Below are 25284 nucleotides of genomic sequence, written 5' to 3'. Positions count from 1 at the left end.
ACGCGCGCGGGCGTGAGGCGGTCGGCCTCGACGGCATCCCGGACTCGGCGTCGACCGACTCGGCTCCCGTCCGTGAAATCGGATCGGCCGTCGCGGCTCGGCCCGCCGCGTGCTCACTGCCGACGAGGGTCGAGGAAGGCCCGAGCGCGCTCGACGACGCACGCGCGGAACCGGTCCGGGTCGACTCCGGCGGGACCCGTCTCCCCGAACCGGACGGGGGTCTCCCTGGCGACCGCCTCGACGGTCCGGTCCGCGAGGGCGTCGACGGTCGCCGGCTCGCCGCGCCGCTCGAGGGCCGCGACGGTTCGCTCGAACCGCTCCCGCCCGGCGTGGGTCGCGGCGAGTTCGTCGGGGTCGACCGGACCGCCGGCACGTCTGTCTCCCCCGGAACCGCCTTCCGCGCGGTCGTCCTCGCCGGTCTCCCTCGCGATCCGCCCGCGTCCGCCGCGTTTGTTCCGGACGACGACGCCGGCGGCCGGCCCGTCGCGCCACGACGACGCCGGAATCGCGTATCTCCCGGGGTCGAAGTCGCGGGCGTTCACCTCTCGCGCCACCGCGTTGACCGGGTCGAGTCCGACCCCGTCGAAGATCGCCGCGGCGGCGTCGGGCGGCCGGAACGCCCCGTCAGCCTCGCCGCTCCCGCCCGCCTCGCCGCTCCCGCCCGCCTCGTCGTCCCCGCTCGCACCCACCCACACGTCGGTGCCGAGGAACGGCGGGATCCGGTCCCAGTCGTAGTCGGTCCCGCGACGGTGGGTCGCGACGCCGAGGAACGTCACGCCGGCGGGGTCGGCGACGGCCTCCCGGAGCGCTTCCCGGTCGAACCGACCGCGGACGTGTCGGACCGCGGGGCGGAGCGCGAGCGGGACGGCGTCGACGTCGGCGTACGTCGCCTCCGGACCGCCGAATCGGAGGAGTCCGGACTCGTCCATGCGGAACCGGAGGCCCGTCCCGTCTATCAGCTCGAGGAGCCAGAGGTGTCCCTCCAGGAGGTCGTCGGGCTCGTTCGGGTCGTCGAGGTCGGGGAGCGGCGGGAACTGGCGCATGGTGTGGCGGTCCGGCCGTGGCAGTCCGATGACCGGATCGGAGGCTCCGCCCCGCAGTGAGTTGGGTCTTGGGGAGTCTCCCCCGGTCCGTTCGACGGACCCGGCTCCCACAGCTACAAGCGGCCGCCGGCCGTATCGGCTCGCGATGCTACCGATAGCGGACGCGTTCGAGCACGACTACCGAGGCTGTGAGATCCTGTACGGACGGGGTCGCGCGAGCGAGCTGAGCGCGATCCTCGGCGACCGGGGACTCGACAACGCGCTGGTCGTCTGCGGCTCCAACGTCGGCGCCAACGACGACCTCATGGATCCGATCCGCGAGGGGCTCGGCGACCGGCTCGCCGGCGTCTTCGACGGCACGACCCCCGACAAGCGCGTCGAGACCGCGTACGACCTCCTCGATAAGCGCGCGGAGGTCGGCGCGGACGTCCTCGTCGCCGTCGGCGGGGGCAGCAGCCTCGACGTCGCCCGACAGGCGACGATGCTCGACGTCGACGGCCGCGACGTCGCCGACCTCCGCGCCGACGCGGCCGACGGTCCCGACGCGCTCGGGTCGCTCGCACCCGGAACCGACCCGGCGATTCCGCTCGCGGTGCTTCCGACGACGTTCGCCGGGGCCGACGTCTCGACGGGCGGCTCGTTGGTGGTGCTCCCGGCCGACGAGTCGCCCACGGGCCAGCCGATGACCGTCAGCGGCGACGGGGCGATGCCGATCGTCGACCTCGCCGACCCGGCGCTGTTCGAGACGACCCCGAAGCCGGTGCTGGCGGGGTCGGCGATGAACGGATTCGACAAGGGGATCGAGACGCCGTACGCGCGGGACGCGACCCCCGTGAGCGACGCGACCGCGATCCACGGGCTGCGACTCCTTTCCGACGCGCTCCCGCGGGTCGCGGGGAACCGGGCGGGGAGCGAGGCCGCGATGGACAGAGCCGTGGTCGGCGCGCTGCTCGTCCAGCTCGACCGTCGGATCTCCGTGATACACGCGTTCGGCCACGGGTTCGCGCGCCGCTACGACGTCCAGCAAGGCACCGTTCACGCGATCGTCGCCCCGCACGTCCTCGCGTACCTCTTCGACGAGATCGACGCCAGCCGGCGGGCGCTCGCCGCCGGACTGGGGGTCGACGTCGACGGCCGCGGCGACGAGGCGGTCGCCGAGGACGTCGTCGAGGCGGTCGCCGCGGTCCGCGACGCGCTCCCGGTCCCCGGACGCCTCCGGGACGTGCCGGCGACCGACGAGGAGGACCTCCCGGCGGTCGCCGAATACATCGCCGACGACTGGTCGATGGACCGCGCGCCCGCGGGCCTCGACGCGGCGCCGGAGGCGATCGAGGGCGTGTTGCGCGCGACGTGGTGAAAACGCCCGCCCGAATCCGCACGGGCCGATCCCGACCGCGGGCTCCGGTATCGCTCGGGCCGGTCAGCGAGTGCGACGCCGACCGGCGGCGGCGGCCGCGGCGAGGAGCGCGAGGACCGCGGCGACGACGCCGAAGCCGGGAGCGCCGTCGTCGGTGTCCGCCGAGTCGTCGTCGTCCGAATCGCTTCCGTTCGAACCGTTCGCGCCCGGATCGGCCTCCGCCGCGGTGTCGACGCCCTCGACCGTCACCGGCTCGGACTCGACGTCTCCGTCCTGCGCGACGATCGTTCGGTTCCCGGCCGACGAGATCGGCACGCCGACCTCCCCGCGCTCGTCGGTCTCACCGACCTCCTCGCCGTCGACCGCGACCGTCACGTTGGTCACCGGCTCGTCGTACGCGTTCCGCACCGTCACGCGAGTCGTCTCGCCGACGAGGACACGGTCGTTCGCCGGCGTGACGGACAGCGTGGGGGTCCGCTGGGCCGTGGCGTTCACGCTCGTCGGGGACTCCCGCACTCTGATCCGCTCGGGCGAGGCGTCGTACTCCTCTTTGACGACCTCGACCGTGTACGCCGTGTTCACGGGGACGTTGAGCGAGGCGGTCCCCTCCGTCACGCTCACCTCGGCGTCGTACACCGACGATGACATCCGGACCGACCCCGTGTCGATCGGCCGGGGCGGGTCGAAGTGGTCGTCGAAGGTGCGGACGTCGAGCGTCACGGTCCCCCGCTCGATGCCGACCGTTACCTCCGTGTTCCGCGACACCGTCACCTCCCGCTCCGTCTCGTAGTAGCCGGGTTTCACGACGTTGATCTCGTACGTGCCGCGCTCGAGGCGGTCGGTCTCGTAGACGCCGTCTGAATCGGTGTCACCGCGGTCGACCGTTCGCCCGTTCGACCGGACGGTCACCCTCGCATCGGCCTGCGACCGGTTCTCCGCGTCGAGGACCGACACCGTCGCGGTCCCGCTCCGAGAGACGGCGAGATCGACGTCGCTCCCGGTCGCGTTGTCGATCTGAAGCGGCCTGTTCCGGACGTAGGTGTCGTCGTCGACGTCCAGCTCGACGCTCGCTCCCTCCGGCACGTCGAGGAGCACGTTCCCGTTGCTCGCCGTCGTCCCGGACGCGGTCCCCGTCTCTCCCGAGTCGGTCTCCCACTCCGCCTCGACGGTCGTGCCGCCGACGGCGTCACCGTCCTGATCGGTGACCGCGACGGTGAGCGTCACCTGGTCCTGACCGACCGCGCCGCCGGTGGCGACGACCGCGACGACCAGTACCGCCGCTCCGACGAGAGCCACGCGTGCGACATTCATATACGAGATAATGAACAGCCGGCCATATATTGGTATGGGCTGCTTATCGGTGTTGGCCGCGGCCACGTGTCCGGTTCGGGGCAGATTCCCGTCGTTCCGTTCGCGGAGCGAGGCCGCGAGTCACGGGTTCTGTAGGCGATTCGTCCGCGGCGCGACGCCGACCGAGCGGGAGCGCCACCCGTGACTCGACCGGGTCGTCGACCCCGACTCCGCCGTATTCAAATACGCGCGCGAAGACCAACGCGTATGGAGCAGATCGACGACCAGTATACGCCCGCCGACGTCGAGTCGGCGGTCGACGAGTACTGGGACGACGTTGACGCCTACGAGGCGGCGAAGGAGGCGCACGCCGACGACCCGCCCTTCTTCTTCGTGGACGGGCCGCCGTACACCTCCGGGCAGATGCACCTCGGCACGGCCTGGAACAAGACGCTGAAGGACGCGATCATCCGTCACAAGCGGATGACCGGCCACCGCGTCACCGACCGCCCGGGCTACGACATGCACGGGCTCCCGATCGAGGTGAAAGTCGAGGAGGAGCTCGGCTTCGAGAACAAGCGGGACATCGAGGCGTACGGGATGGAGGGGTTCATCGAGAAGTGCAAGGAGTTCGCCGTCACCAACCGCGCGGCGATGGACGAGGACTTCAGGTCCATCGGCGTGTGGATGGACTGGGAGAACCCCTACGAGACGATCGATCCCGAGTACATGGAGGCCGCGTGGTGGGCGTTCTCCAACGTCGCCGACAACGGGCTCGTCGAGCAGGGGAAACGCTCGATCTCGCAGTGTCCGCGGTGCGAGACGGGGCTCGCCAACAACGAGGTCGAGTACGAGGACGTCGAGGACCCCTCTATCTACGTGAAGTTCCCGCTCGCCGACCGCGAGGGGAGCCTCGTCATCTGGACGACGACCCCGTGGACGATCCCCGCGAACACCTTCGTCGCCGTCGACGAGGAGCTCACGTACAACGCCGTCCGCGCCGAGCGGGACGGCGAGACCGAGCTCGTCTACGTCGCCGCCGACTGCGTCGAGGACGTCCTCCAAGAGGGGCGCTACGAGGACTACGAGATCGAGGCGGAACTGACGGGCGACGACCTCGTCGGCTGGGAGTACGACCACCCGCTCGCGGACCGCCTCGCCGAGTACCCCGACTTCGAGGGCGCCGGGCGGGTGTACGCCGCCGACTACGTGGAGGCCGATCGCACCGGGCTCGTCCACTCCGCGCCGGGACACGGGGAGGAGGACTTTCACCGCGGCACCGAGCTCGACTTAGAGATCTTCTGTCCGGTCGCGCCGAACGGCGAGTTCACCGAGGCGGCCGGCGAGTACGCGGGCCAGTTCGTGCGCGACGCCAACGACGACATCGTCGACGACCTGGTCGCGGACGGACACATGCTCGCGCACGGGACCGTCGACCACAGCTACGGCCACTGCTGGCGCTGTGACACCGGCATCATCCAGCTGGTCACCGACCAGTGGTTCATCTCGATCACGGACGTCAAAGACGAGCTCCTCGAGAACATGGAGGAGTCCGAGTGGCACCCGCAGTGGGCGCGGGACAACCGGTTCCGCGACTTCATCGAGGACGCGCCCGACTGGAACGTCTCCCGCCAGCGGTACTGGGGGATTCCGATCCCGATCTGGGTGCCGGAGGACGCGGACGGGAGCGACCTCGACGAGGACATGATCGTCATCGGCACCCGCGAGGAGCTCGCCGAGCGCGTCGAGGAGGACGTCGACCCCGAGAGGATAGACCTCCACCGCCCCGCCGTCGACGACCTGACCATCGTGGAAGACGGCACCACCTACCGGCGCGTCGAGGACGTGTTCGACGTGTGGCTCGACTCCTCGGTCGCCAGCTGGGGCACGCTCGGCTACCCCTCTAACGAAGCGGCGCACGACGAGCTGTGGCCGGCCGACCTCATCGTCGAGGCCCACGACCAGACCCGCGGCTGGTTCTGGTCGCAGCTCGGCATGGGGACCGCCGCGGTCGGCGAAGTCCCGTACGAGGAGGTGCTGATGCACGGGTTCGCCAACGACGAGGACGGCCGCAAGATGTCGAAGTCGGTCGGCAACATCGTCACCCCGGAGGAGGCCATCGAGCGCGCCGGTCGCGACCCGCTCCGCACCTACCTCCTCAGCCACGACCAGCAGGGGGTCGACCTCGCGTTCGAGTGGGACGGACTCGGCGAGCTGCAGGGGAAGCTCAACATCCTCTGGAACGTGTTCCGCTTCCCCCTGGAGTACATGGAGCTCGACGGCTACGACCCGGCCGACGCGAGCCTGAACGACGGCGAGCTCGAACTCGTCGACGAGTGGGTGCTCTCCCGGCTCCAGTCCGTCGAGACCGAGGCGACGGAGGCGTGGGGCGACTACCGCGTCAGCGACGCCGTCAACGCCGTTATCGCCTTCGTCACGCAGGACGTCTCGCGGTTCTACGTGAAGGCGGTCCGCGACCGGATGTGGGAGGAGGCGGACTCCGCCTCGAAGCGCGGCGCCTACGCGACGCTCGCGACCGTCCTCGACGAGGTGATCCGACTGCTCGCGCCGATCGCCCCGTACATGACCGAGCGGATGTACCAGACGCTCGACGGCTCGGCGGTCACCGTCCACCAGCTGGACTACCCCGAGCCCGACGACGGGCTCCGCGACCCCGAACTGGAGCGCGACGTGACCGTCCTCCGCGACGTCGAGGAGGCCGCGGCGAACGCCCGCCAGCAGGCGGGGCGGAAGCTTCGGTGGCCCGTGTCGCGCGTCGTCGTCGAGAGCGACGACGAGGCCGTGACCGCGGCGGTCGAGCGCCTCGCCGACCTGATCGGCGAGCGCGTCAACGCCCGCGAGGTGACCGTCACCGACGCGTTCGACGAGCTCGTCGAGCGGGCCGAACCGCAGATGGCCGAGATCGGTCCCGCGTTCGGCGCCGACGCGCAGAAGGTGATGGGCGCGGTGCAGGGCGCACAGCGCGCGGCGGTCGAGGGCGGCCAGGTGACCGTCGACGGCGACCCCGTCGACCTCGACGACGCGATGGTGGAGTACGTCGCCGAACCCCCCGAGAACGTCTCCGGCGCCGACTTCGAGGGCGGCACCGTCTACGTCGACACCGCGCTCACCCCCGAGATCGAATCGGAGGGGTACGCCCGCGACGTGATCCGACGGATCCAGGAGATGCGGAAGGAACTCGACCTCGACGTCGAGGCCCGGATCCGCGTCGGGGTCGCCGTCGACGACGACCGGGTCGCCGGCTTCGTCGAGGAGCACGCGGACCTGATCGCCGGTGAGGTGCGCGCCGACGAGTGGCTCGAGGACCCGCGCGACGCCGACGGCCTCGTCGAGGAGTGGGACGTCGAAGACGTCGTCGTCACGATCGGCATCGAGCCGGTCGCGTAACGTCGAACGGGCGACTCCGAGGCCACGGACGCGTCGGTACCGTGCGTACCATTCGCATCCCGAAACCTATAGGTGAGTTCTTTACTCATGGTCGACTATGCATGTCCGGGCGGCGCGGCCCGACGACGCGGAGGCGCTACGGACGGCGGTCTCGCGAGCTCGCGAGGCGACCGTGTTTGACGACATCGGATCCCCTCTCTTGGACGTGTCCGCCGCGGGCGTCCGCGAGGCCGCCACCGAGGCGGAGTGGTCGTTCCTCATGGAAGGCGACGACGGCCCCGTCGGCGTCGCCATCGCGCACCCCGACGGCCATGGCTCGGAGGCGGAGCTGCTCGCGCTGTGGGTCCACCCGAGCCACGCCGGAGAGGGCGTCGCCGACGAGCTGCTCGCGCGCGTCGCGTCGTCCGTGACGGAACGCGGCGTCGACACGCTTCGGGCGAGCGTCCCCGGCGACAGTCCCGGTGCGAAGGAGTTCTTCGCCGCGCACGGGTTCGCTCCGCGCGGCACCCGCCGCGGCCCCGCGGGCGACGAGTCGGTCGTCGCCGCCGACGTGAACGCGCTTCGGTGACGCGCGCGGTCCGCGTCGGGCGAAGCGAACCGATCGGCTGATCCGCCGCTACCCGTCGGGGAGTGGGTCCGTGGGGTTCGGTTCGACTCTCCTCATCGGGTTCGGGGCGATTCTCCTCGTCGGGTTCAGTGCCAAGGAACGATTCGGGAGGGGAAAACCGGGAGACCGCGCCGCGCTTACTTCAGCCGCTCCTGCAGGAAGGAAGGGTGTGCGGCGGTGACGCCGTCGATCGCCAGAAGTTTCTCCGAGATGACCTCACCGAGTTCGTCGCCGTCGCCGGCGCGGACCTCCGCCATCAACATGTGGTCGCCGGAGGAGGTGTACAGGGCCTGCACCTCGTCGAGTTCCTTCAGCTTGCGGGTCGCGCCCACGTACTCGCCGGAGTCGACGTCCATCCCCACCATGGCGATCGACTGCGACGAGAGCTTCTTCGGGTCGACCTCCGCCGAGTACCCCACGATCACGCCCCGCTCCTCCAGGCGATCGATGTACTTTCGCACCGTCGGCTTCGAGACGTCGGCCCGTTCGGCGATCTCCGCGCAGGAGGCCTGCGCGTCCTCCTCTAACACCGACAGGATCCGTTCCTCCGTCGATACCGTGCTCATATCGACTGGTTTGTCACCACGGAAAAAATACCTTGCGAATCAAAAAACGAGACGAACGGACTGCGAATCGTTCCGAGATCGTCTGCGGATCCCCGGTTAGAGCCGCGTCAGGCGTGCTTGTCGAGGAACTGGTCGTACGAACGCTCCCACTCGTACTCGTCGTCCCAGTAGCGCTCCGCCAGCGGCTCCTCGGGCATCTCGCCGATCTCCCGCTTTTCCTGGCCGTAGGACGGGCGGGTGTCGTCGACGTAGTACCGGCCGGTGAGAACCTCGCCCTCGTACAGCGACTCCTCGGTCTGACGCATCATCTCGGCCGCCTCGACGCGGTCCGTCCGGTCGAAGTCGTAGTCGTCGGACTCGTTGACATCGATGTACGGGACGTACTGGCGCGCGTCCTTGTTCCAGGTCGGACACTGGGTGAGGAAGTCGACGTGCGCGAACCCGTCGTGTTCGATCGCCTCGATGATGATCTCCTTCGCCTGGTTCGGGTTGACCGCGGCCGTCCGAGCGACGTAGGAGGCGCCGGCGTTCAGCGCCATCGAGAGCGGCTTGAGCGGCTCCTTGGCGCTGCCGTGGGGCTGCGTCTTCGACTTGTGGCCCTTCGGGCTGGTGGGCGAGGTCTGCCCCTTCGTGAGCCCGAAGATCTCGTTGTTGAAGACGATGTACGTCATGTCGTGGTTCTCCCGGGCCGTGTGGATGAAGTGGTTCCCACCGATCCCATAGCCGTCGCCGTCACCGCCGGCGGCGATGACTTCGAGGTCGGGATTGGCGAGCTTCGCGGCGCGGGCCACGGGCAGCGAGCGCCCGTGGATCGTGTGGAACCCGTACGTGTCGAGGTAGCTGTTCAGCTTGCCCGAACAGCCGATCCCGGTACACAGCAGCGTCTCCTCGGGCGTGCGCCCGACTTCCGGAAGCGCCTGCTTGAGCGCCTTCAGGACGCTGAAGTCCCCGCAGCCCGGACACCAGGTCGGCTGCGGCTCGACGGCCGGGGTGTACTCGTCGCGGTCGATCTCTCGCTCCTCTCCGATCGCTGAAAACGTGCTCATTGGTTAGTCACCTGCGGCTGGGACGAAGGTAGTCTGATGGCCGGACGCGTCGCCGTCGCCCTCGACGATGGCGGCCTCGAACCCGTCGACGATCTCCGCCGGCTCGAACGGGTTCCCGTTGTACTTCAGCAGGCTCGACAGCCTCTCGCCGTAGCGGCCGAGGTTCTTCTGGACGAGCCCGCGGAACTGTCCCGAGGCGGTCATCTCGACGACGAGCACTTCGTCGACGCTCCCGATGAACTCGGCGACCTGCTCCGTCGGGAACGGGAGCATGTCCGAGACGCCGTACGACTTCACCGAGATGCCGGCGTCGTTGAGCCGGTCGACGGCCTCCTCGACGGTGCCCTGCTGGCTCCCGAACGTGAGGATGCCGTACTGGGCGTCGTCGGGGCCGGCGTAGGAGCCGGTGTCGACGGTGTCGAGGTCGGCGCGGATCGCCTCGAGCTTCTGCGTGCGCCGGTCGATCTGCGCGACGCGGTTGTCCGGCGACTCGTTGATGTGGCCGGCCGGGCCGTGCTCGTTACCGGTCGCGAGGAAGCGACCGCCCTTCTGCCCGGGGATCGAGCGCGGGGAGACGCCGTCGTCGACCTCGTGCTGGAACCGGTGGAACTTCCCGTCGCCGGAGTGCGGCTCGTCGACCAGCGCGTCCTCGCTCAGGGTCTTCCCGAGCGTCGGGTTCGGCTCGCGGTCGAAGTGGCTCTTGGGGACGTTCACCAGCTCGCCGCCGAGCTTCTGGTCGTACAGGAGGATCGTCGGGATCTGGTACTCGTAGGCCAGTCGGAAGGCGATCCGCGACTGCTCGTACGCCTCCTCGACGGTCCCGGGCGCCAAGACGACGCGCTGGGAGTCGCCCTGCGAGGTGTACAGGACGTGTTCGAGGTCGGACTGTTCCGGCTTCGTCGGCATCCCGGTCGAGGGACCGGCGCGCATGGCCTCGACGAGGACGACGGGGGTCTCCGTCATCTCCGCGAGTCCGAGCGGCTCCGACATCAGCGCGAACCCGCCGCCGGAGGAGCCGGACATGGCCTTCACGCCGGCGTGCGAGGCGCCCACCGCGAGCGCCGCGGCCGCGATCTCGTCTTCGACCTGCTCCGAGATCCCGCCGAGCTCCGGCAGGTTCTGGGTCATGATGGTGAACACCTCGGTCCACGGCGTCATGGGGTAGCCGGCGATGAAGCGACACCCCTCGTCGATGGCGCCGTAGGAGATGGCGTCAGAACCCGACATGAGCAGCTGCGGCTCGTCGTGTTCGCCGGTGGGGACGCTGACGTCGGACGCGTCCACGTCGTGCTCCTCGCGTACCTGGTCGTACGCCGTCTCGAGGATCTCGAGGTTCGGATCGAGGATCTTCTCCGGCATGGCGTCGCGCATGAGGTCCTCGACGTGGTCGAGGTCCATGCCGGTCAGCGCGCAGGTGGCGCCGACGCCGGCGGTGTTGCGCATGACCTCTCGACCCATGTCGCGGGCGAGCCCGCGCAGGTCGAGGGGGTACACGTGCCAGTTGTTCTCCTCGACGCGCTCGTCGAAGTTCGGAATCTCGGAGGCGTCGAGGAGCCCCTCGTCGTACACGATGACGCCGCCTTCTCTGAGCTCGTCGAGGTTCTCCGAGAGCGGTTTGATCTCCTCGTTCCCGTAGACTGCCTCCTCCTGGGGGTTCCGAGCGAACGAGTCGCCCAGCGCCAGCAGGAAGTTGTAGCCGTCGCCGCGGGACCGCACCGGGTCCGCGGACGCGCGGACCTCGGTGTACGTGTGGCCCCCGCGGATACGGGACGGATAGTGGCGATGCGTGAACACGTTGAGCCCCGATCGCATCAAGGCCTTTGCGAAGTTCTGGCTCGTCGAAGCGATCCCGTCGCCGGATCCCCCCGATATCCGCCAGATGAGTTCGTCGTCAGTCATAGTGGTATGTGAGCCCGTGAGGGCCTCGTGCATTGTGATTGTGGTGGTTACCTCTTAGGGCTTGCTATGGAATCACAAGGAACAATCATGAAAGACCTTTAGGTAGTACCCTACCTGAGCCCTCGTCAGTCCGTTCCGCGCACTTTTAGCCGTCGCCCGACCGACAGGGCGCATGCTCACGTTCATCGGACTCGGCCTCTACGACGAGCGGTCGGTCACCGTCGAGGGCCAAGCGGCGCTGCGCGCCGCGGACCGCGTCTTCGCCGAGTTCTACACCAGCAGGCTGGTCGGCGCCGACGTCGACGAGCTCGAGGCGCACCACGACGTCGATATCGAGGTCCGCGACCGCGAGGGAGTCGAGCGGGACCCGGAGCCGATCCTCGCGGCCGCCGCCGAGGGCGACGCCGCCTTCTGCACCGCGGGCGACACGATGATCTCGACGACGCACACGGACCTCCGATTACGCGCCGAGGACCGCGGGATCGACACGAGCGTGATCCACGGGGTGACTGCCCAGTCGGCCGCCTCGAGCCTCACCGGGCTCCAGAACTACCGGTTCGGCAAGGCGACGACGCTCCCCTTCCCGTACGCCCACGGCGGCGACGACGTCCCGGCGAGCGTGGTCGAGACGATAGCGGCGAACCGAGAGCGGGGGCTCCACACCGTCGTCTACCTCGACATCAAGGTGGGCACCGGACCGACCGGACCCGACCCGGACCACGAGGAGTACATGACCGCCGACGTCGCCGCGGGCCTCCTCGCCGACGGCTGGCGCGACGAGCTCGGGGTCGTCGTCGCCCGGGCCGGCTCGCCCGACGCGGTCGTCGCCGCCGATCGGCTCAGCGCGCTCGCCGATCGGAAGTTCGGCGACCCGTTGCACCTCCTCGTGATCCCCGGCGACCTCCACCACGTCGAGGCCGACGCGCTGGCCGGGTTGGCCGGAGCGCCGGCCGACCTCCTCGGTGAGTGACCCGGACCCGACCGGTCGTTTGATATTCCAGTCTCGCGTTATCACACCACATGGTAGACGTTCCCGTCGAGGAGCTGATGTCGACCCGACTCGTCACGATCGCCCCGGGAGCCGCCGCCGCGGACGCGGCCGAACGCATGTTGGAGACGGAGGTGAGCTCCGTCCTGGTCGTCGACGACGACGGACACCTGTCGGGCCTGATCACCGCGACGGACTTCGTCTCGCTCGTCCGGCGGAACGACCCGAACGACGAGACCCCCGTTGAGGCGTTCATGACGACCGACATCGTCACCGTCTCTCCCGACGACTCCGTGGAGGAGCTCGCGGACCCGACGGACCGGGGGTACACGCACCTGCCGGTGGTCGCCGCGGACGGCGAGGTGGTCGGGATGCTGTCGACGACCGACCTGACGGCGTACCTCTCGAAGCACCGCCGCTGAGGCCGTCGACGCCGGAGCCGGGGAGTCCGGCGCTCCCGACGCCGAGCCGTTGCGCGTTCCGGAAGAGTAATCAGATCTGCTAGCACACACCACAGTATGGACCTGAACGACCGAACCCGCGTCAGCGAGGTGATGTCGGCGCCGCTGGAGACGATCGGCGCGAACGAGCCGCTCCGGGAGGCCGCGCGTCGGATGACCGACGGCGACATAAGCGCGCTCGTCGTGACGACGGGCGGCGGCTGTATCGTCACGCAGAGCGACGTCGTCGGCGCCGTCGCGGCGGGGCGCGACCTCGACGAGACCGTCGTTCGCGACGTCATGACCGAGAACGTCGAGACGGTGACGCCCGACCTCATGATGGAGGAGGTCGCGGCGATGATGACGATGTACGGGGTGAAACACCTCCCCGTCGTCGACAACGACTACGTCGGCATGGTCTCGTCGACCGACGTGGCGGCGCACCTCTCCTGAGTCGAGCGCTCCCGAAACGCGCCCCGTCTCCGGTCAAAACAGGAGCAGCGGGACGCCGACCGCCACCCCGACCGCGATCAGCACGAGGTTCCAGAACAACACCGGTCGGACCAGCCCGCGGGCGATGCTCGCCGCGAACGCGGTCTTGACGAGGATGCTCGCGGCCGTCCCGGCGACCACCCCCGAAACCGCGGTTTCGACGGTTATCTGTCCGGTTCCGAGCAGGGAGACGGCGGTCGCCGTCGCGGATCCCGATGAGACGAGCCCCGCAAGGAACGAGGTCGCGACAAACCCGCCCGCACCGAACGACCGCTCCGCGCCGGCGGAGACGAGCAGCACCGCGAGGAACAGCGCGCCGAACGTCAGGGCGTTCCGGAGGCTGAACGGCGACGTGAGTTCCGCTTCCATCGTCGTCCGCCAGTCGCTCCGCCACACCGCGATCGACACGCCGGCGACGGTCACGGCGCCGAGCGGCGCGCCGACGACGAGGGCGGCCTCCGGGACGAAGGCGGCGACGACCGCGGCGTTCCGGAGGGCCATCGCGGCGTTCGCGAGCAGGATCGACCCGACGGCGATGTCGGTCAGGTCGGCCCGGCCCTTCGCGCGTTTGGCCATCTCCGCGACGACCGCCGTGGAGTTCACGAGTCCGCCGAAGAAGCCGGTGACCGCGTAGCCGCGTCCCTGGTACCGCTTCACGAGCACGTAGTTGACGAAGCCGATGGCGCTGACGGCGACGACGAGCGACCAGATGAGCCGCGGCTGGACCGCCCCCCACGGGTCGACCGTCTCGGCCGGAAGCAGCGGGAAGACGACGAACGCGAGAATGGTGAACTCCACCGCGCTGCGGACCTCCTCGCGGGAGAGCCCCCACGCGAACTGGTGGAGCTCCCGCTTCAGCACGAGCAGCAGCGAGGAGAGCACCGCCACCGTCACCGCCTCGATGAAGAGCTCCCCGGCGACGAGCGCGCCCACCCCGTACGCGACGAGCATCGACACCGAGGTGGTGAGCGAGAGGCCGTCGACGTCCGGCTCGACGAAGCTCCGGACCGCGAGCAGCACCGCGCTGGCGACGATCAGCGCGCCGCCGACGATCAGCAACCCGTCGTCGTCGAGCAGCGAGAACACCGCCGCGGCGAGGCTGATCAGCGCGAACGTCCGGATCCCCGCCGACTTCTGTGACCACTCCCGTTCGAGCCCGAGGAACATCCCGAGGGCGGTCGCCAAGACGAGCTTCGCGACGTTCGTCTGGAGGTAGACGAGGGGATCGACCGCGGTCAACACGGCCGGTCGCCTCCCTCGCCGCGGCGTCGTCGCGCTCGGCGGACCGGCGGTCGCATAGCAGACGTGTATCACAAATACCTCTATATGTTGCTATATATTACTATATAAATGAGTCGCGATACGGGGAGCCCGGGTCAGCGGTTCGTCGGCTCCCGCGGGAGGTCCAGCGACTCCGTCAGGTCGTGTTCCTCGCCGGTGAGCAGGTAGAGCACGTCCTCGAGGATGACGGCGAGCTCCGGGAGCTCGCGCACCGCGAGGAACGTGATCCCGATCAGCGCGACGACCGCGAGGAGCTGGCTCATGATCCGGTCGGAGATGAGGAAGGAGACCCGGTACGGGTCGGTCGCGCCGAACATCGCGAGCACGAGGTCGGTCTGCCACTGCATGTACTGGTTGCCCGCGACGACGGAGATGAACGTCGTCCGGAAGATGTTGAGCACGTAGATGAGCGGGATCGACACCGCGAGCGCGCGGAGCTTGCGCGAGAGCGGCGCCTCGACGGCGGCGACGAGCCCGCCGAAGATCGCCATGCTCCCGAGTCCCGTACAGGCGAGCACGACGTGGATCGTGACCGTGTGCCCGTCGGCGAGCGTCCACGCGTACGCCGCGTCGTACCCCTCGTAGCTCGTCACGCGCTCCGGCGCGTAGCCGAGCAGGTCGATGAGGAACCCGGTCTGGGTCGCGACGGCCTCGATGAGGATCCGGCGCGGCTCGGGGAACGCGACGCCCGCGACCGAGAATGTCGGGATCGTCTCGAACGGGAGGTAGATGAACAGCATGATCGCGATGGCCCGCGTGAGCGTGAACAGCGAGGCGCGACCGTCGTACAGGAGGTACCCGGCGTACATGCAGACCGGGACGCCGACGAGCGCGAGGATCGACTCGACGTAGCTCTGGTGTTCGAACGCGAAGTACGGCACCGTCGTCAGCCAGAAGAGCCCGAACAGCCCCCACGTGGCCGCCGCGAGCGAGCGGCCCGCCGCCAGTCCGCGGCTGTCGAGCAGCCACGAGGCGGCGAAGAGGATCGCGACAAGCCAGGCGAAGGTGAACGTGTCGGGGATCAGGCTCAGGATCGCCGGCACGCCGGGACCGAACATGTCCGAACGGTCGGTCGTCGTCGGATAAAGCCCTTGTCGTTGCCGACGATCCGTCGGGTACCCAGACGAGGAGAGAGGCGGAGACGAGGAGAGAGGCGGAGACGAGAAGAGAGGCGGAGACGGGTGAAACGGAGTCGGAGGCGGTCAGCGCTCGTCGGAGTCGAGCACCCGGATCTGGTCGCCGCGGACGGTGACCGGGATCGGGACGGTCGCCTCGTACAGCTCGACGGTCACCTGGTCTTTCCCCTCGTCGATGCGCTGGACGCGGGCCTTCTCGCCCTTGAACGGGCCGGCGATCAGCTCGACGATGTCGCCCTCGGCGATCCCCTCGACGTCGGGAGTCGGCGAGAGGAAGTGCTCGACCTCGGAGAAGGGGCTCTCGGCCGGTCCCTCGGAGCCCTGGATGACGCCGCGGGCGTGGGGGATCTCGTCGAGGATCCGGGCGAACACGCTGCCGTCGGACGCCTCGACCATGACGTAGCTCGTGAGCTGGTCGGGGGCGATGACCGCCTGGATCTCGGGCATCTCCTTCTCCGCGAGCATGTCGGCGACGGTTCGCTCCTGGCTCGCGGTGGTCTTGACCGAGAAGATCGGCATCAGGCGCCGACCCCCGGCAGGAGGCTCATGATCGCGAACATCAGGAAGCCGATGAAGCCGACGAGGATGATGCCGGCACCGGCGATCTTCGACACCTGGAGGAACTCGTCGGTGCTCGGCGTGCTCGCCAGTTTCAGCACCCGAACGTAGCTGTTGAGGTCGTACGGAACGTCCATGTTACGACCGGCTTCGAGACGAGACGGTTTTTACCTTTTGATGCGACGCGATCCGTCGGGTCCGTGGCGAAAACGGGAGAAGGAACTCTATCGAAGCGCGGCGCGTCGGTGACCCGTCACTCAACGTAGTCGATGTCTTCCATCTCCGCCGCTACCCCCTCCGGCGGCTCGCCGTTCCGGCCGTAGATCTGCGGCGACTCGACGCCGGTCACGACGATCATGGTCCGCATCTCGCCCTCCAGGTCGTCGTCGACCGAGGTGCCCCAGATGATCCGGGCGTCGGGGTCGATCCGGTCGTAGATCTCCTCGACGACGCCCTCGGCCTCCTCGATGGACATGTCCGTGCCGCCCGTGACGTTGACCAGCGCGGAGTTCGCGCCGGAGATGTCGACGTCGAGCAGCGGGGAGCGGAGCGCGGACTTCACGGAGTCCTGCGCCTTCGAGTCGGAGTCGGACTCGCCGAGGCCGATCATGGCGACGCCGCCCTTCTCCATGACCGTCCGGACGTCGGCGAAGTCGAGGTTGACCAGTCCGGGCATCGTGATGAGCTCCGTGATCCCCTTCACCGAGCGCATCAGCACCTCGTCGGACACCTTGAACGCCTGCCGGACCGGGAGCTTCCCGACCGCGTCGAGCAGGCGGTCGTTGGGGACGACGATGACCGTGTCGCTCACGTCGCGGAGGCGCTCGAGGCCGGCCTCGGCGTTCGTCCGGCGCACCTCGCCCTCGGCCGTAAAGGGAGTCGTGACGATGGCGATGGTGAGCGCGCCCGACTCGCGGGCCGCCTTGGCGACGACCGGGGCGGACCCGGTCCCCGTGCCCCCGCCGAGCCCGGCGGTGACGAACACCATGTCGGAGCCGTCGATGGCGTCCTGAATCTCCTCCTGGGACTCGATGGCGGCCTCCTCGCCCACCTGCGGGAGGGAGCCGGCGCCGCGCCCCTGGGTCTTCTGCTGGCCCATGAGGATCTTCGTGTCGGCCTCGATGTTGACGAGGTGCTGGACGTCGGTGTTGGCGGCGACCAGCTTCGCCCCGCGGATCCCCTCCTCGGTCATCCGGTTGACCGTGTTTCCGCCGGCGCCCCCGCAGCCGACGACGGTGATGTTCGTCTGGAGGTCCTGCAGGACGTCCTGCAGCTCGTCGTCGGTCATCGTTCCAGACTGCGGCGGGGTACCGGCCGTCCCGTCGGTCGCGCCGGCGCCGGCTCCTCCGGCGTCGTCCGCCGGAGGTTCCTCGGCTTCGTCGATGGCGTCCTCTACGATAGAGTCCATTATGTGGTGTGGTTGCGACCCGGACGTATTTATTTTTGCCCGATCGTCTGACGCGAGTCAGACGCCGAGGGATCGTCGCCAGCGCGGGAGAGCAGGCGTCCTCGCGGCCCCTCGGTCGCGCTCGGCGCTCGCTTTCCCCCGCCGCCGCCGACGCGCTCCTCGATCACCGATCTCGACCGGAAACGATCCCTCGGTCGTCGCCGTCGATCTCGACGGGGAACCGGTCGGTCCGCGACCGCGACACGTCCTCCGGAGTCACCGTCTCATCGTCGACCTCGACCGCCTCGCCGTCCGCGAGCCGACCGAAGGCCGGCCCTTCGGGGACGCCGCGGTCCCGCGCGAGCGCTGGGTCGAACGCCGTCTCGCTGGCGACGACCGCGCCGTCCCGCACCTCGACCGCGTCGTACCCGCCCGCGAGCACCTCCGCGAGGGCGTCGACGAGGTCGGCGTAGCCGGGGGCGTCCGGGTCGTCGGGGAACGCGGCCGCGCCGACCGCGCGGGAGCCGGCCTGTTCCGTGTCGAAGGCGACCGCGTTCGCCGCCACCGCGTCTCGCGTCGCCCCCGGATCGACCCCCTGCGCCCGCGACAGAAGGGCGTCCGGGAGGTCGCGGATCGAGACCGCATCCCCGCTCGGCTCCGCGGTGACGGCCTCGCCGAACCGAAGGCCCTCGTCGACGGTCGCGAGGTCGGTCTCCAGCCGCTCGACCAGCGCGAGGGGGCGGTCGCCGACCTCGCGGACCCACGTCTCGCTCACCACTCGGTGCCCGAGGTCCGCGACGACCGCCGCCAGCTCGGGCCTGTCGCCCTCGATCACGGCGCGGTCGGCGCGGCTGCGTTCGAACGCCTGCGCGATCGTCTCGCGGTTCGCTTCGGGCGCGCCCATCTCGCCGAGCGCCCAGTCGGCGCCGACGTGCCCCACCGCCCAGTCGGTGTCGCGGACGATCCGGGTGAACCGCGGCGCGTAGTGGCCCCCACCGAAGCCGACGACGTGGCGAGGGGGCTCGTCCGGGGCGTCGGTGTCGTCGAGCGCGTCGGCGGTGTCGTCGAGCGCGTCGGCGGCTTCACCGCCCGCGAGATCGGCCCCGGTCCCCCGCAGGTCGAGGACCGCCCGCGCGACCGCCTCGGCCCCCTCCGGATCGGCCCACTGTGGCTCGTCGGACCCGAGTTCGACGAAGAGCGAGGGGACGGAGACGCTCGTCGGCCCGTGGTGAGTGCACTCGATGCCGACGTCGTACCCGTCGGGGGCGCGCGTTTCGAGCGCCTCGACGACGCGCTTCTCGGCGCCGGGGGCGGCGTTCGCGAGGGTTTCCGGCTCGCCGCCGTACGGCGCCGGCCCGAAGTTCCCGGTGACGTGCGCGGTCAGGAGCCTCCCCGTCTCCCCGGCGTGCCGGGAGACGAAGACGAGGAAGTCGGGCTCGGCGTCGGCATCGCTCTCGTCATTCGCGCCGCTCGCGTCGCCCGCGTCGTCCGCACCGCTCGCGTCGTTCGCGTCACTCTGGTCGTCCGCACCGCTCGCGTCGTCCGCGCCGCTGCCGAAGGCGGCCGCCGGATCGTCGAGTTCGATGTGGAGGTCGTCGAACTCCCGGAGTTCGAACCTGTCGGTCCGGTAGTAGGTTCCGCCGCCCGCGGCGTCGGGGCGGACCCGGTCCTCGTGCCGCTCCCAGTCGCCGACCGCGAGCAGGCGCTCGCCGATGTGTTCGGAGGCGCTGTCGGCCCGGCTGACGACGATCGCTATCACGGGTTCCGGTCGGGGACGGGCGGCCGAATAGGCGTCGGTTCCGGGCGGCGCGACGTCGGGACGCGGTCACGGGAACAGCAGGTACACGAAGAGCGCGTAGCCCGCGACCAGGACCGCGCCGTCGGCGCGGGAGATCTCCTCGCCGCGGTACATGAGTCCGACGAGGAGCGCGGTGAAGGCGATCAGGGCGGGGAACTCGAAGCCGCGGACGCCGGGGCTCACGCCGATCGGTCGAACGAGCGCGACGATCCCGAGGACGGCGAGGACGTTGTAGATGTTCGACCCGACGACGTTGCCCACGCTGAACTCCGCCTCGCCGCGGACGGCGGCGACGAGGCTCGCCGCCAGTTCGGGGAGCGAGGTTCCGAGCGCCAACACGGTGAGCCCGATGAAGATGTCGGAGAAGCCGGCCGCGGAGAGCAGGGACGCCCCGCCGTCGATCAGCCACCGCGACCCGAGCACGAGCGCGACGAGACCACCGATCACGGAGGCGACGTCGCGGAGCCTCGGGTCCGGCATCTGCGCGCGCTCCGCGCTGGTGATCCCGGACTGCGTCTGCTGGATGCGACGCATGATCACGGCGGTGAACGCCACGAGCGTCCCGAGCAGGAGGAGCCCGCCCGGTCGGCCGATGCGGCCGTTCCAGCCGAGCCCGACGAGCAACAGCGCGGCGAGCACCATGAAGGGGACCTGGCGCTCGAGCACCGTGTCGGAGATGTCGAGGGGACGGATCAGCGCCGAGACGCCGAGGACGAGCCCGATGTTGGCGATGTTCGACCCGAGGATCGTCCCGAGCCCGACGTCCGTCGACACCGTGACGGCGCCGAGCAGCGAGACGAACAGCTCGGGCGCGGTCGTCGCGAACGCGATGACGGTGACTCCGACCGTCGACGCCTTCAGCCCGACGGCGAGGGCCAGGTCGCCGGCGCCCGTGACCAGCAGCTCGGCGCCCGCGTACAGGAGGACGATCCCCCCGGCGAGGAGTAACAGTTCGGTGAGCGGCGACCCGAGCAACACGGCTCCGAGTTACCGACCGTTTTTTAAAAAGCACCGTGGTTCCGGCCGACGCGGCGTGCCGCGTCGGGAGGCGAACGAGGGTCGTGGCCGCTGTGGCCGCTCAGGCGTGCGTCGCCCGGAACTGGCCGTGTTTCACGCCGATGACGAACGCGACCACTCCGAAGACGAGCATCGACGGCACGACCATCATCAGGGTCGTCTGTAACGCCATCATCCCGCTTCCGATCAGTCCCGCGGCGCCGATCGCGACGATCAGTACCAGCAGCGCTGCCGCGCGTGGGAGGTCGAACTCCATATCGCCGATACGTCCCGAGACGGCCTAAACGTTCGGCTTGATGTCGGTGACTGCGCCGCGTTCAGGGGACCGGCGCAACGCCCAGCCGCCGCCGACCGGTCCGCTCACGCCTCGATGATATCGTCGCCGTCCCGCTCCTCGGGCAGCGTCAGCTCGCCCTCCGTCGAGACGACGGCGCGGCCGCCGACCCGGACCTCGTCGCCGTCGACCCGGACCCTGACGTGCCCGGGACGGTCGAGGAAGTGTCCCTGTTCGAACCGGAGCTCCTCCGGGAACTCGCCGTCGAAGGCGTCTGCGGTTCGGAGGTAGGCCCCGACCGCGCCGCTCGCCGTGCCCGTCACGGGGTCCTCGGCGACGCCCACTGCAGGCGCGAACGCCCGGCCGTGGAGCGTCGACTCCGCGTCGAGCGCGTCGAAGGTGAACGCGTAGATCCCGGCGACGTCGTACTCGTCCGAGATCGCCTCGACGGCGGCCGCGTCGGGCTCGGCCTCGCCGAGCCGCTCGAGGAAGTTGACGGGGACGACGAGCCACGGGAGCCCGGTCGAGGCGACGGCGACGGGGAGGTCGGCGCCGACGTCGCGGAGGGCCGCGGGGTCGATCCCGAGCGCGTCCCCGAGGCGGTCGGCCCCCAGTTCGCCCTCGTCCACCGGCTCGACCGTCGGCGCGTTCTGTCGCATCCAGACCGTTCCGTCGTCGTCGACCCGGATCGAGAGGTCACCGACGTTTGTCCGGAGGGTGCGCTCGCCGGCGTCGATCGCGCCCGCGGCGTACAGCGCGGCGTAGCTCGCGATCGTGGCGTGGCCGCAGAGGTCGACCTCCGTCGAGGGGGTGAAATAGCGTATCCGCTCGTCGGCGCCGTCGCCCGCGTCGAACAGGAACGCGGTCTCCGAAGCGCCGAGCTCGGCGGCGATCTTCCCCATCCGGCCGTCGCTCAGGCCCGCCGCGTCCGGTACCACGCCGGCGACGTTCCCGGCCAGCGGCTCGTCCGTGAACGCGTCGACCAGTAGCGCGCGTCGCGTCTCCATGCGTACTCCTCTCGGAGCGACCTGAAAAAGGGTCCGAGCCGCCGCGGCGAGGGCGCTCCCGCGTCGATCGGGTGGTCGGTCCGTCCGGAGCCGACCGATGTCAATCCTTTTGCCCTCCACGGCGGATGTACCCCTATGGGCCTCTTCGACCGGTTGCGCGGGAACGACACCCCGCGCGTGGCGTTCATCGGGATCGACGGTCTCCCGCACGGTCTCGTCAACGACAACCCGGACACGTTCCCGACGCTGTCGGCGATCACCGACAACGGCGACGACGGGCCGATCGACAGCATCGTGCCGCCGGAGTCGAGCGCGTGCTGGCCCGTGCTCACCAGCGGCGTCAACCCCGGGGAGACGGGGGTCTACGGCTTTCAAGACCGCGAGGTCGGCTCCTACGACACCTACGTGCCGATGGGACGGGACGTCCAGGCCACCCGCGTGTGGGACCGCGCCGCCGACGCCGGGCTCGACGCGACCGTGATGAACGTCCCCGTCACGTTCCCGCCACAGCGGACGATCCAGCGGATGGTGTCGGGCTACCTCTCTCCCGACGTCGACAAGGCAGCCCACCCCGAGGAGCTCCGGAAGTACCTCACCGAGAGCGACTACCGGCTGTCGGTGAACGCGAAGCTCGGCCACAGGGAGGACAAGTCCGAGTTCATCGAGCACGCCCGAGAGACGCTCGACGCCCGCGCCGCGGCGTTCTCCCGGTACGTCGAACGCGACGACTGGGACCTGTTCGTCGGCGTGTTCACGACGCCCGACCGGATCAACCACTTCCTGTGGAGCGATTACGCGGAGTCCGGCCAGTACCGCGGGGACTTCTTCGAGTTCTACGCCGCGCTCGACGAACACATCGGAGCCATTCGAGAGGCGCTCTCCGACGACGTCCGCCTCGTCGTGGGCTCCACCCACGGGTTCACGCGTCTCCGCTACGACGTCTACTGCAACGAGTGGCTGGAACGAGAGGGGTGGCTCTCGTACGCCGACGCCGACGACCACGGCGCGCTGACGGACATCGGCGACGACGCCCGCGCGTACTCGCTGGTTCCGGGTCGGTTCTACCTCAATCTGAAGGGGCGCGAGCCGGACGGGGTCGTGCCCGCGTCGGAGTACGAGTCCGTCCGCGCCGAGCTGCAGGCGGCCCTCGAGGCCTGGGAGGGCCCCGACGGCAAGCCGGTGGCGAAGCGCGTCGTCGAGCGCGAGACCGTTTTCCGGGGCGACCACGACGAGATCGCGCCGGACCTCGTCGTCATCCCGAACGAGGGGTTCGACCTCAAGTCCGGCTTCCGCCCGCACGACGCGGTGTTCGACCCGGACGGCCCGCGGACGGGAATGCACACCTTCGAGGACGCCGCCCTGTTCGTCGATCACCCGGACGCGAAGATCGATGACGCCGACCTCCTCGACATCGCGCCGACCCTCCTGCGGCTGCTCGACGTCGACTACGCCCGGACCGACTTCGACGGCGCGAGCCTGATCTGACATGGAACGGACGCCGGACGGGACCCCGGTCGGCGTCGACGACCCGTACGCGGTCGCCGGCGTCTGCGATCACCTGACCGACGACGGTCGCTGTCGGTTCGCCCTGACGCGCGCCGGCGACGACCCGGAGTTCGCCGCGGCCCGGCGCGCCGACGGCTACGCCTGCCACGTCGGTCCCGACGACGCGTGGCGTCGGTGTCCCCACTACCGCTCGACCACCGACGGCCGCGAGTGTCGTCGATGCGGCCTCGAAGAGGTCCGGATCGCCCACGACGACACCCGACCGCTGGTGGAGGAACACCACCTCTCGTACGGGAGCGCGGACGGAACTGAATCGCCCGGAGGCGGTGACGACCCCGACGTCGCCGCGGACGCCGGCCCCCACGAGATCACCGTCGCGCTGTGCCGGTGGTGTCACACGAAGGTCCACAAGTCGTTCGCGCGGATCGACGACGACCCGAGTCCGGACCCCGAGGCGATGGCGGCGCGAGAGCGTCGTCGGAGCAGAGAACAGTCGGAATCCGCCTTCGAGACGGCCAGCGAGCGCTACGACGGGCGCGAGTAGCTCGGCCCGCACCGCCGCCGGTTGCGGGGGGCCGCTCTCGTCTCAGGCGTCGGGCTTCGGCCGGATCAGGTCCGCGAGGGAGACGAGCACGCCGAGGAACCAGCCGAGCGGGACGGAGATACCGATCCACATCAGCACGTAGCCGAGGCCGGCCACGCCCCACTGCTCGCCGAACGTCTCCAGGTCGAAGGCGCCCCGGAGGGTCTCGTTGATCCCGCCGACGGCCAGGAACGTGTCGAGGATCCAGCGCGCGAGCTCGTAGCTCGGATCGAGCACCAGATTCGAGATGGAGGGCGTGAGGAGTCCGGCGACCACCGGTGGGAGGAAGATCGCGGTCATCGCGAACGGGTACGCGAGGAGGACGCTGACGAACCGTCCGCCGAGCTTCGAGAACCCGGCGGCCGCACCCGCGGAAACGACCGCCACGACGCTGGCGCCGCCGATTCCGAGCATCACCTCGGTCGGCAGCTGGAAGTGCGCGAGGAGGGTGAGCGACCCCCAGACGAGCGTCGCGACGAGGACGGCACCGATCACCCCGAAGCGCGTCACCGCCGAGTCGAACTTCGCGGCGTAGTACCGCGTGGCGAACCCGACGAGCAGGAGCGGATACGTGACCGCGACCAGCGGGGCGCCGAGTATCCCCCAGAGGTAGTACCCGAACGTCTGGACGGCGGTCTCCGGTTTCCACTTTCCCAGCACCGCGCTCGGGTCCAGCTGTCGCGGGAAGACGACCTCCATCCACGTCTCGTGGAGTCGAACCACGTCAAGGAGGAGCGCTTCCACCAGTCCCGTCTGTCCTCGGCGTTCCATTTGGTTTATCTCGCGCACGCCCCACCGTGAACTTTGTGCCTTCGTTCGGTCGTCTGTCAGTAAGCTCCGATTATCAGCCGGTAATCCCTGCGCCGACACGCTTAACCGTACCACCGGGCCAATCAACGCTCATGCACAGACGCGGCCTGCTCGCGGCGATCGCCGCATCGACGTCCGTCGCCGTCGCCGGGTGTACCGGCGGCGACGACGGGAGCTACGAGTACGATGCGGACCCCGCCCGGATCCCGTCGGAAGCGGCCTCCGAGGCCGGGTACGAGGGCGAGGAGCCGGAGTCGTTCACCATCGAGCAGGAGTTCGACGTGGCGGGCGCAAACGCCAAGGTGTCGGCGACGACTTGGGTGGCCGGGTACGAGAACGCCGAGAACGGGTCCGCGCTGTTCGTGGCGAGCACCCCGAACGCGTCGGTGGGGGGCCAGTCGGTCAATCCGCTCGTCCGCGCCGACGACGTGGAACTGATCCGGCGGCTGCTGGAACAGGTCAACGAGCGCGGGATGGGCGGAGAGGGCGGCGACGTCGAGGCCGAGGACATCGAGCCCCGCGGCTCTGAGACGCGGACCGTCCTCGGTCAGGAGGTGGAGGTGTCGATCCTCGAAACCACGATCGACGCGGAGGCGGGCGCCGGCGACGACCAGAACGGAAGCGTCGAGGACGTACCGGTCTTCCTCTACCTCGCCACCGTCCAGCACGAGGACGACGTGATCGCGCTCATCGGCATCCACCCGACCGCGGTCGACGCGCGCGATTCGGTTCTCTCGTTGATGGAGCAGGTCGAACACCCCACGTCGGCGTGAGGCTGCATCCTCCGGTTT

General features: G+C 69.8%; 24 protein-coding genes. 9 read left to right on the top strand and 15 right to left on the bottom strand.

Annotated features, from left to right (window positions below; translation table 11 throughout):
• Nucleotides 1-113: 113 nt before the first annotated feature.
• Nucleotides 114-1043, bottom strand: a complete 930-nt coding sequence (locus R6U01_RS11195) for a hypothetical protein (protein ID WP_410286538.1) — start codon at nucleotides 1041-1043, stop codon at nucleotides 114-116.
• Between the two features lie 145 nt (nucleotides 1044-1188).
• On the opposite strand from R6U01_RS11195, the gene R6U01_RS11190 reads away from it, so the two are divergent.
• Nucleotides 1189-2400, top strand: a complete 1212-nt coding sequence (locus R6U01_RS11190; RefSeq protein WP_410286537.1) for an iron-containing alcohol dehydrogenase family protein — start codon at nucleotides 1189-1191, stop codon at nucleotides 2398-2400.
• A 63-nt stretch (nucleotides 2401-2463) separates the two neighbouring features.
• Here R6U01_RS11190 and R6U01_RS11185 read toward each other — a convergent pair whose 3' ends face one another.
• Nucleotides 2464-3711 carry a carboxypeptidase regulatory-like domain-containing protein gene (locus R6U01_RS11185; RefSeq protein WP_410286536.1) on the bottom strand — a complete coding sequence of 416 codons (1248 nt, stop codon included), beginning with the start codon at nucleotides 3709-3711 and terminating at the stop codon, nucleotides 2464-2466.
• A gap of 246 nt (nucleotides 3712-3957) precedes the next feature.
• Between R6U01_RS11185 and ileS the strand changes: the two genes are divergently transcribed.
• A complete protein-coding gene (gene ileS, locus R6U01_RS11180; RefSeq protein WP_410286535.1) occupies nucleotides 3958-7098 on the top strand; it encodes an isoleucine--tRNA ligase in 3141 nt (1046 codons plus the stop codon).
• A 97-nt stretch (nucleotides 7099-7195) separates the two neighbouring features.
• The gene (locus tag R6U01_RS11175; protein ID WP_410286534.1) at nucleotides 7196-7666 is read left to right on the top strand and encodes an N-acetyltransferase family protein; all 471 of its coding nucleotides are present in this window, start codon (nucleotides 7196-7198) and stop codon (nucleotides 7664-7666) included.
• A 176-nt stretch (nucleotides 7667-7842) separates the two neighbouring features.
• On the opposite strand, the gene lrpA1 is transcribed toward R6U01_RS11175, so the two are convergent.
• The 3 genes from lrpA1 to R6U01_RS11160 form a co-directional block, all read right to left on the bottom strand.
• Nucleotides 7843-8271: an HTH-type transcriptional regulator LrpA1 gene (lrpA1, locus tag R6U01_RS11170; protein WP_410286533.1), complete on the bottom strand. Its 429-nt coding sequence runs from the start codon at nucleotides 8269-8271 to the stop codon at nucleotides 7843-7845.
• A gap of 107 nt (nucleotides 8272-8378) precedes the next feature.
• Entirely contained in the window at nucleotides 8379-9317 is a 939-nt protein-coding gene (locus tag R6U01_RS11165) for a thiamine pyrophosphate-dependent enzyme (protein WP_410286532.1), read from the bottom strand.
• Between the two features lie 3 nt (nucleotides 9318-9320).
• Nucleotides 9321-11216, bottom strand: coding sequence for a 2-oxoacid:acceptor oxidoreductase subunit alpha (locus tag R6U01_RS11160; RefSeq protein ID WP_410286531.1), 1896 nt, complete (start codon nucleotides 11214-11216; stop codon nucleotides 9321-9323).
• Between the two features lie 172 nt (nucleotides 11217-11388).
• Here R6U01_RS11160 and dph5 point away from each other — a divergent pair, with 172 nt between their 5' ends.
• The 3 genes from dph5 to R6U01_RS11145 all read left to right on the top strand — a co-directional run bounded on the left by dph5 (nucleotide 11389) and on the right by R6U01_RS11145 (nucleotide 13097).
• Nucleotides 11389-12186 carry a diphthine synthase gene (gene dph5, locus R6U01_RS11155; protein WP_410286530.1) on the top strand — a complete coding sequence of 266 codons (798 nt, stop codon included), beginning with the start codon at nucleotides 11389-11391 and terminating at the stop codon, nucleotides 12184-12186.
• A 50-nt stretch (nucleotides 12187-12236) separates the two neighbouring features.
• The gene (locus R6U01_RS11150) at nucleotides 12237-12626 is read left to right on the top strand and encodes a cyclic nucleotide-binding/CBS domain-containing protein (protein WP_410286529.1); all 390 of its coding nucleotides are present in this window, start codon (nucleotides 12237-12239) and stop codon (nucleotides 12624-12626) included.
• Between the two features lie 96 nt (nucleotides 12627-12722).
• Nucleotides 12723-13097 (top strand): cyclic nucleotide-binding/CBS domain-containing protein, encoded by a 375-nt coding sequence (locus R6U01_RS11145; protein WP_410286528.1) that lies wholly within the window; start codon nucleotides 12723-12725, stop codon nucleotides 13095-13097.
• A gap of 33 nt (nucleotides 13098-13130) precedes the next feature.
• On the opposite strand, the gene R6U01_RS11140 is transcribed toward R6U01_RS11145, so the two are convergent.
• The 9 genes from R6U01_RS11140 to R6U01_RS11100 all read right to left on the bottom strand — a co-directional run bounded on the left by R6U01_RS11140 (nucleotide 13131) and on the right by R6U01_RS11100 (nucleotide 21594).
• Nucleotides 13131-14378 (bottom strand): MgtC/SapB family protein, encoded by a 1248-nt coding sequence (locus tag R6U01_RS11140; RefSeq protein WP_410286527.1) that lies wholly within the window; start codon nucleotides 14376-14378, stop codon nucleotides 13131-13133.
• A gap of 134 nt (nucleotides 14379-14512) precedes the next feature.
• Nucleotides 14513-15475: an archaeosortase A gene (gene artA / locus R6U01_RS11135; protein ID WP_410286526.1), complete on the bottom strand. Its 963-nt coding sequence runs from the start codon at nucleotides 15473-15475 to the stop codon at nucleotides 14513-14515.
• A gap of 144 nt (nucleotides 15476-15619) precedes the next feature.
• A complete protein-coding gene (locus R6U01_RS11130) occupies nucleotides 15620-16072 on the bottom strand; it encodes a transcription elongation factor Spt5 (RefSeq protein ID WP_410286525.1) in 453 nt (150 codons plus the stop codon).
• Nucleotides 16072-16248, bottom strand: a complete 177-nt coding sequence (locus R6U01_RS11125; RefSeq protein WP_322531408.1) for a protein translocase SEC61 complex subunit gamma — start codon at nucleotides 16246-16248, stop codon at nucleotides 16072-16074. Before R6U01_RS11125 ends, R6U01_RS11130 begins: the two co-directional genes overlap by 1 nt.
• A 116-nt stretch (nucleotides 16249-16364) precedes the next feature.
• Complete coding sequence (gene ftsZ, locus R6U01_RS11120) at nucleotides 16365-17519, bottom strand: cell division protein FtsZ (RefSeq protein WP_410286524.1); 1155 nt, start codon at nucleotides 17517-17519, stop codon at nucleotides 16365-16367.
• Between the two features lie 163 nt (nucleotides 17520-17682).
• A complete protein-coding gene (locus R6U01_RS11115) occupies nucleotides 17683-19257 on the bottom strand; it encodes a D-aminoacyl-tRNA deacylase (RefSeq protein WP_410286523.1) in 1575 nt (524 codons plus the stop codon).
• A gap of 66 nt (nucleotides 19258-19323) precedes the next feature.
• Nucleotides 19324-20274, bottom strand: a complete 951-nt coding sequence (locus R6U01_RS11110; RefSeq protein WP_410286522.1) for a calcium/sodium antiporter — start codon at nucleotides 20272-20274, stop codon at nucleotides 19324-19326.
• A gap of 100 nt (nucleotides 20275-20374) precedes the next feature.
• Complete coding sequence (locus R6U01_RS11105; protein ID WP_410286521.1) at nucleotides 20375-20569, bottom strand: hypothetical protein; 195 nt, start codon at nucleotides 20567-20569, stop codon at nucleotides 20375-20377.
• Between the two features lie 104 nt (nucleotides 20570-20673).
• Nucleotides 20674-21594: a PhzF family phenazine biosynthesis protein gene (locus R6U01_RS11100; protein WP_410286520.1), complete on the bottom strand. Its 921-nt coding sequence runs from the start codon at nucleotides 21592-21594 to the stop codon at nucleotides 20674-20676.
• 135 nt (nucleotides 21595-21729) lie between these two features.
• Between R6U01_RS11100 and R6U01_RS11095 the strand changes: the two genes are divergently transcribed.
• Together R6U01_RS11095 and R6U01_RS11090 are read left to right on the top strand one after the other, a co-directional pair.
• Nucleotides 21730-23079: an alkaline phosphatase family protein gene (locus tag R6U01_RS11095; RefSeq protein WP_410286519.1), complete on the top strand. Its 1350-nt coding sequence runs from the start codon at nucleotides 21730-21732 to the stop codon at nucleotides 23077-23079.
• A gap of 1 nt (nucleotide 23080) precedes the next feature.
• A complete protein-coding gene (locus R6U01_RS11090; RefSeq protein WP_410286518.1) occupies nucleotides 23081-23644 on the top strand; it encodes a hypothetical protein in 564 nt (187 codons plus the stop codon).
• A gap of 42 nt (nucleotides 23645-23686) precedes the next feature.
• Here the strand turns inward: R6U01_RS11090 and R6U01_RS11085 are convergent, their stop codons facing one another.
• Nucleotides 23687-24427 (bottom strand): hypothetical protein, encoded by a 741-nt coding sequence (locus R6U01_RS11085; protein ID WP_410286544.1) that lies wholly within the window; start codon nucleotides 24425-24427, stop codon nucleotides 23687-23689.
• Between the two features lie 158 nt (nucleotides 24428-24585).
• Here R6U01_RS11085 and R6U01_RS11080 point away from each other — a divergent pair, with 158 nt between their 5' ends.
• The gene (locus tag R6U01_RS11080; protein WP_410286517.1) at nucleotides 24586-25266 is read left to right on the top strand and encodes a DUF6517 family protein; all 681 of its coding nucleotides are present in this window, start codon (nucleotides 24586-24588) and stop codon (nucleotides 25264-25266) included.
• Nucleotides 25267-25284 lie beyond the last annotated feature (18 nt).

This window comes from Halorubrum sp. (assembly GCF_046498025.1).
Classification (GTDB): Archaea; Halobacteriota; Halobacteria; order Halobacteriales; family Haloferacaceae; genus Halorubrum.
Note: the sequence above shows the minus strand (reverse complement) of the source record. Positions and strands in the feature narration are given on the sequence as shown.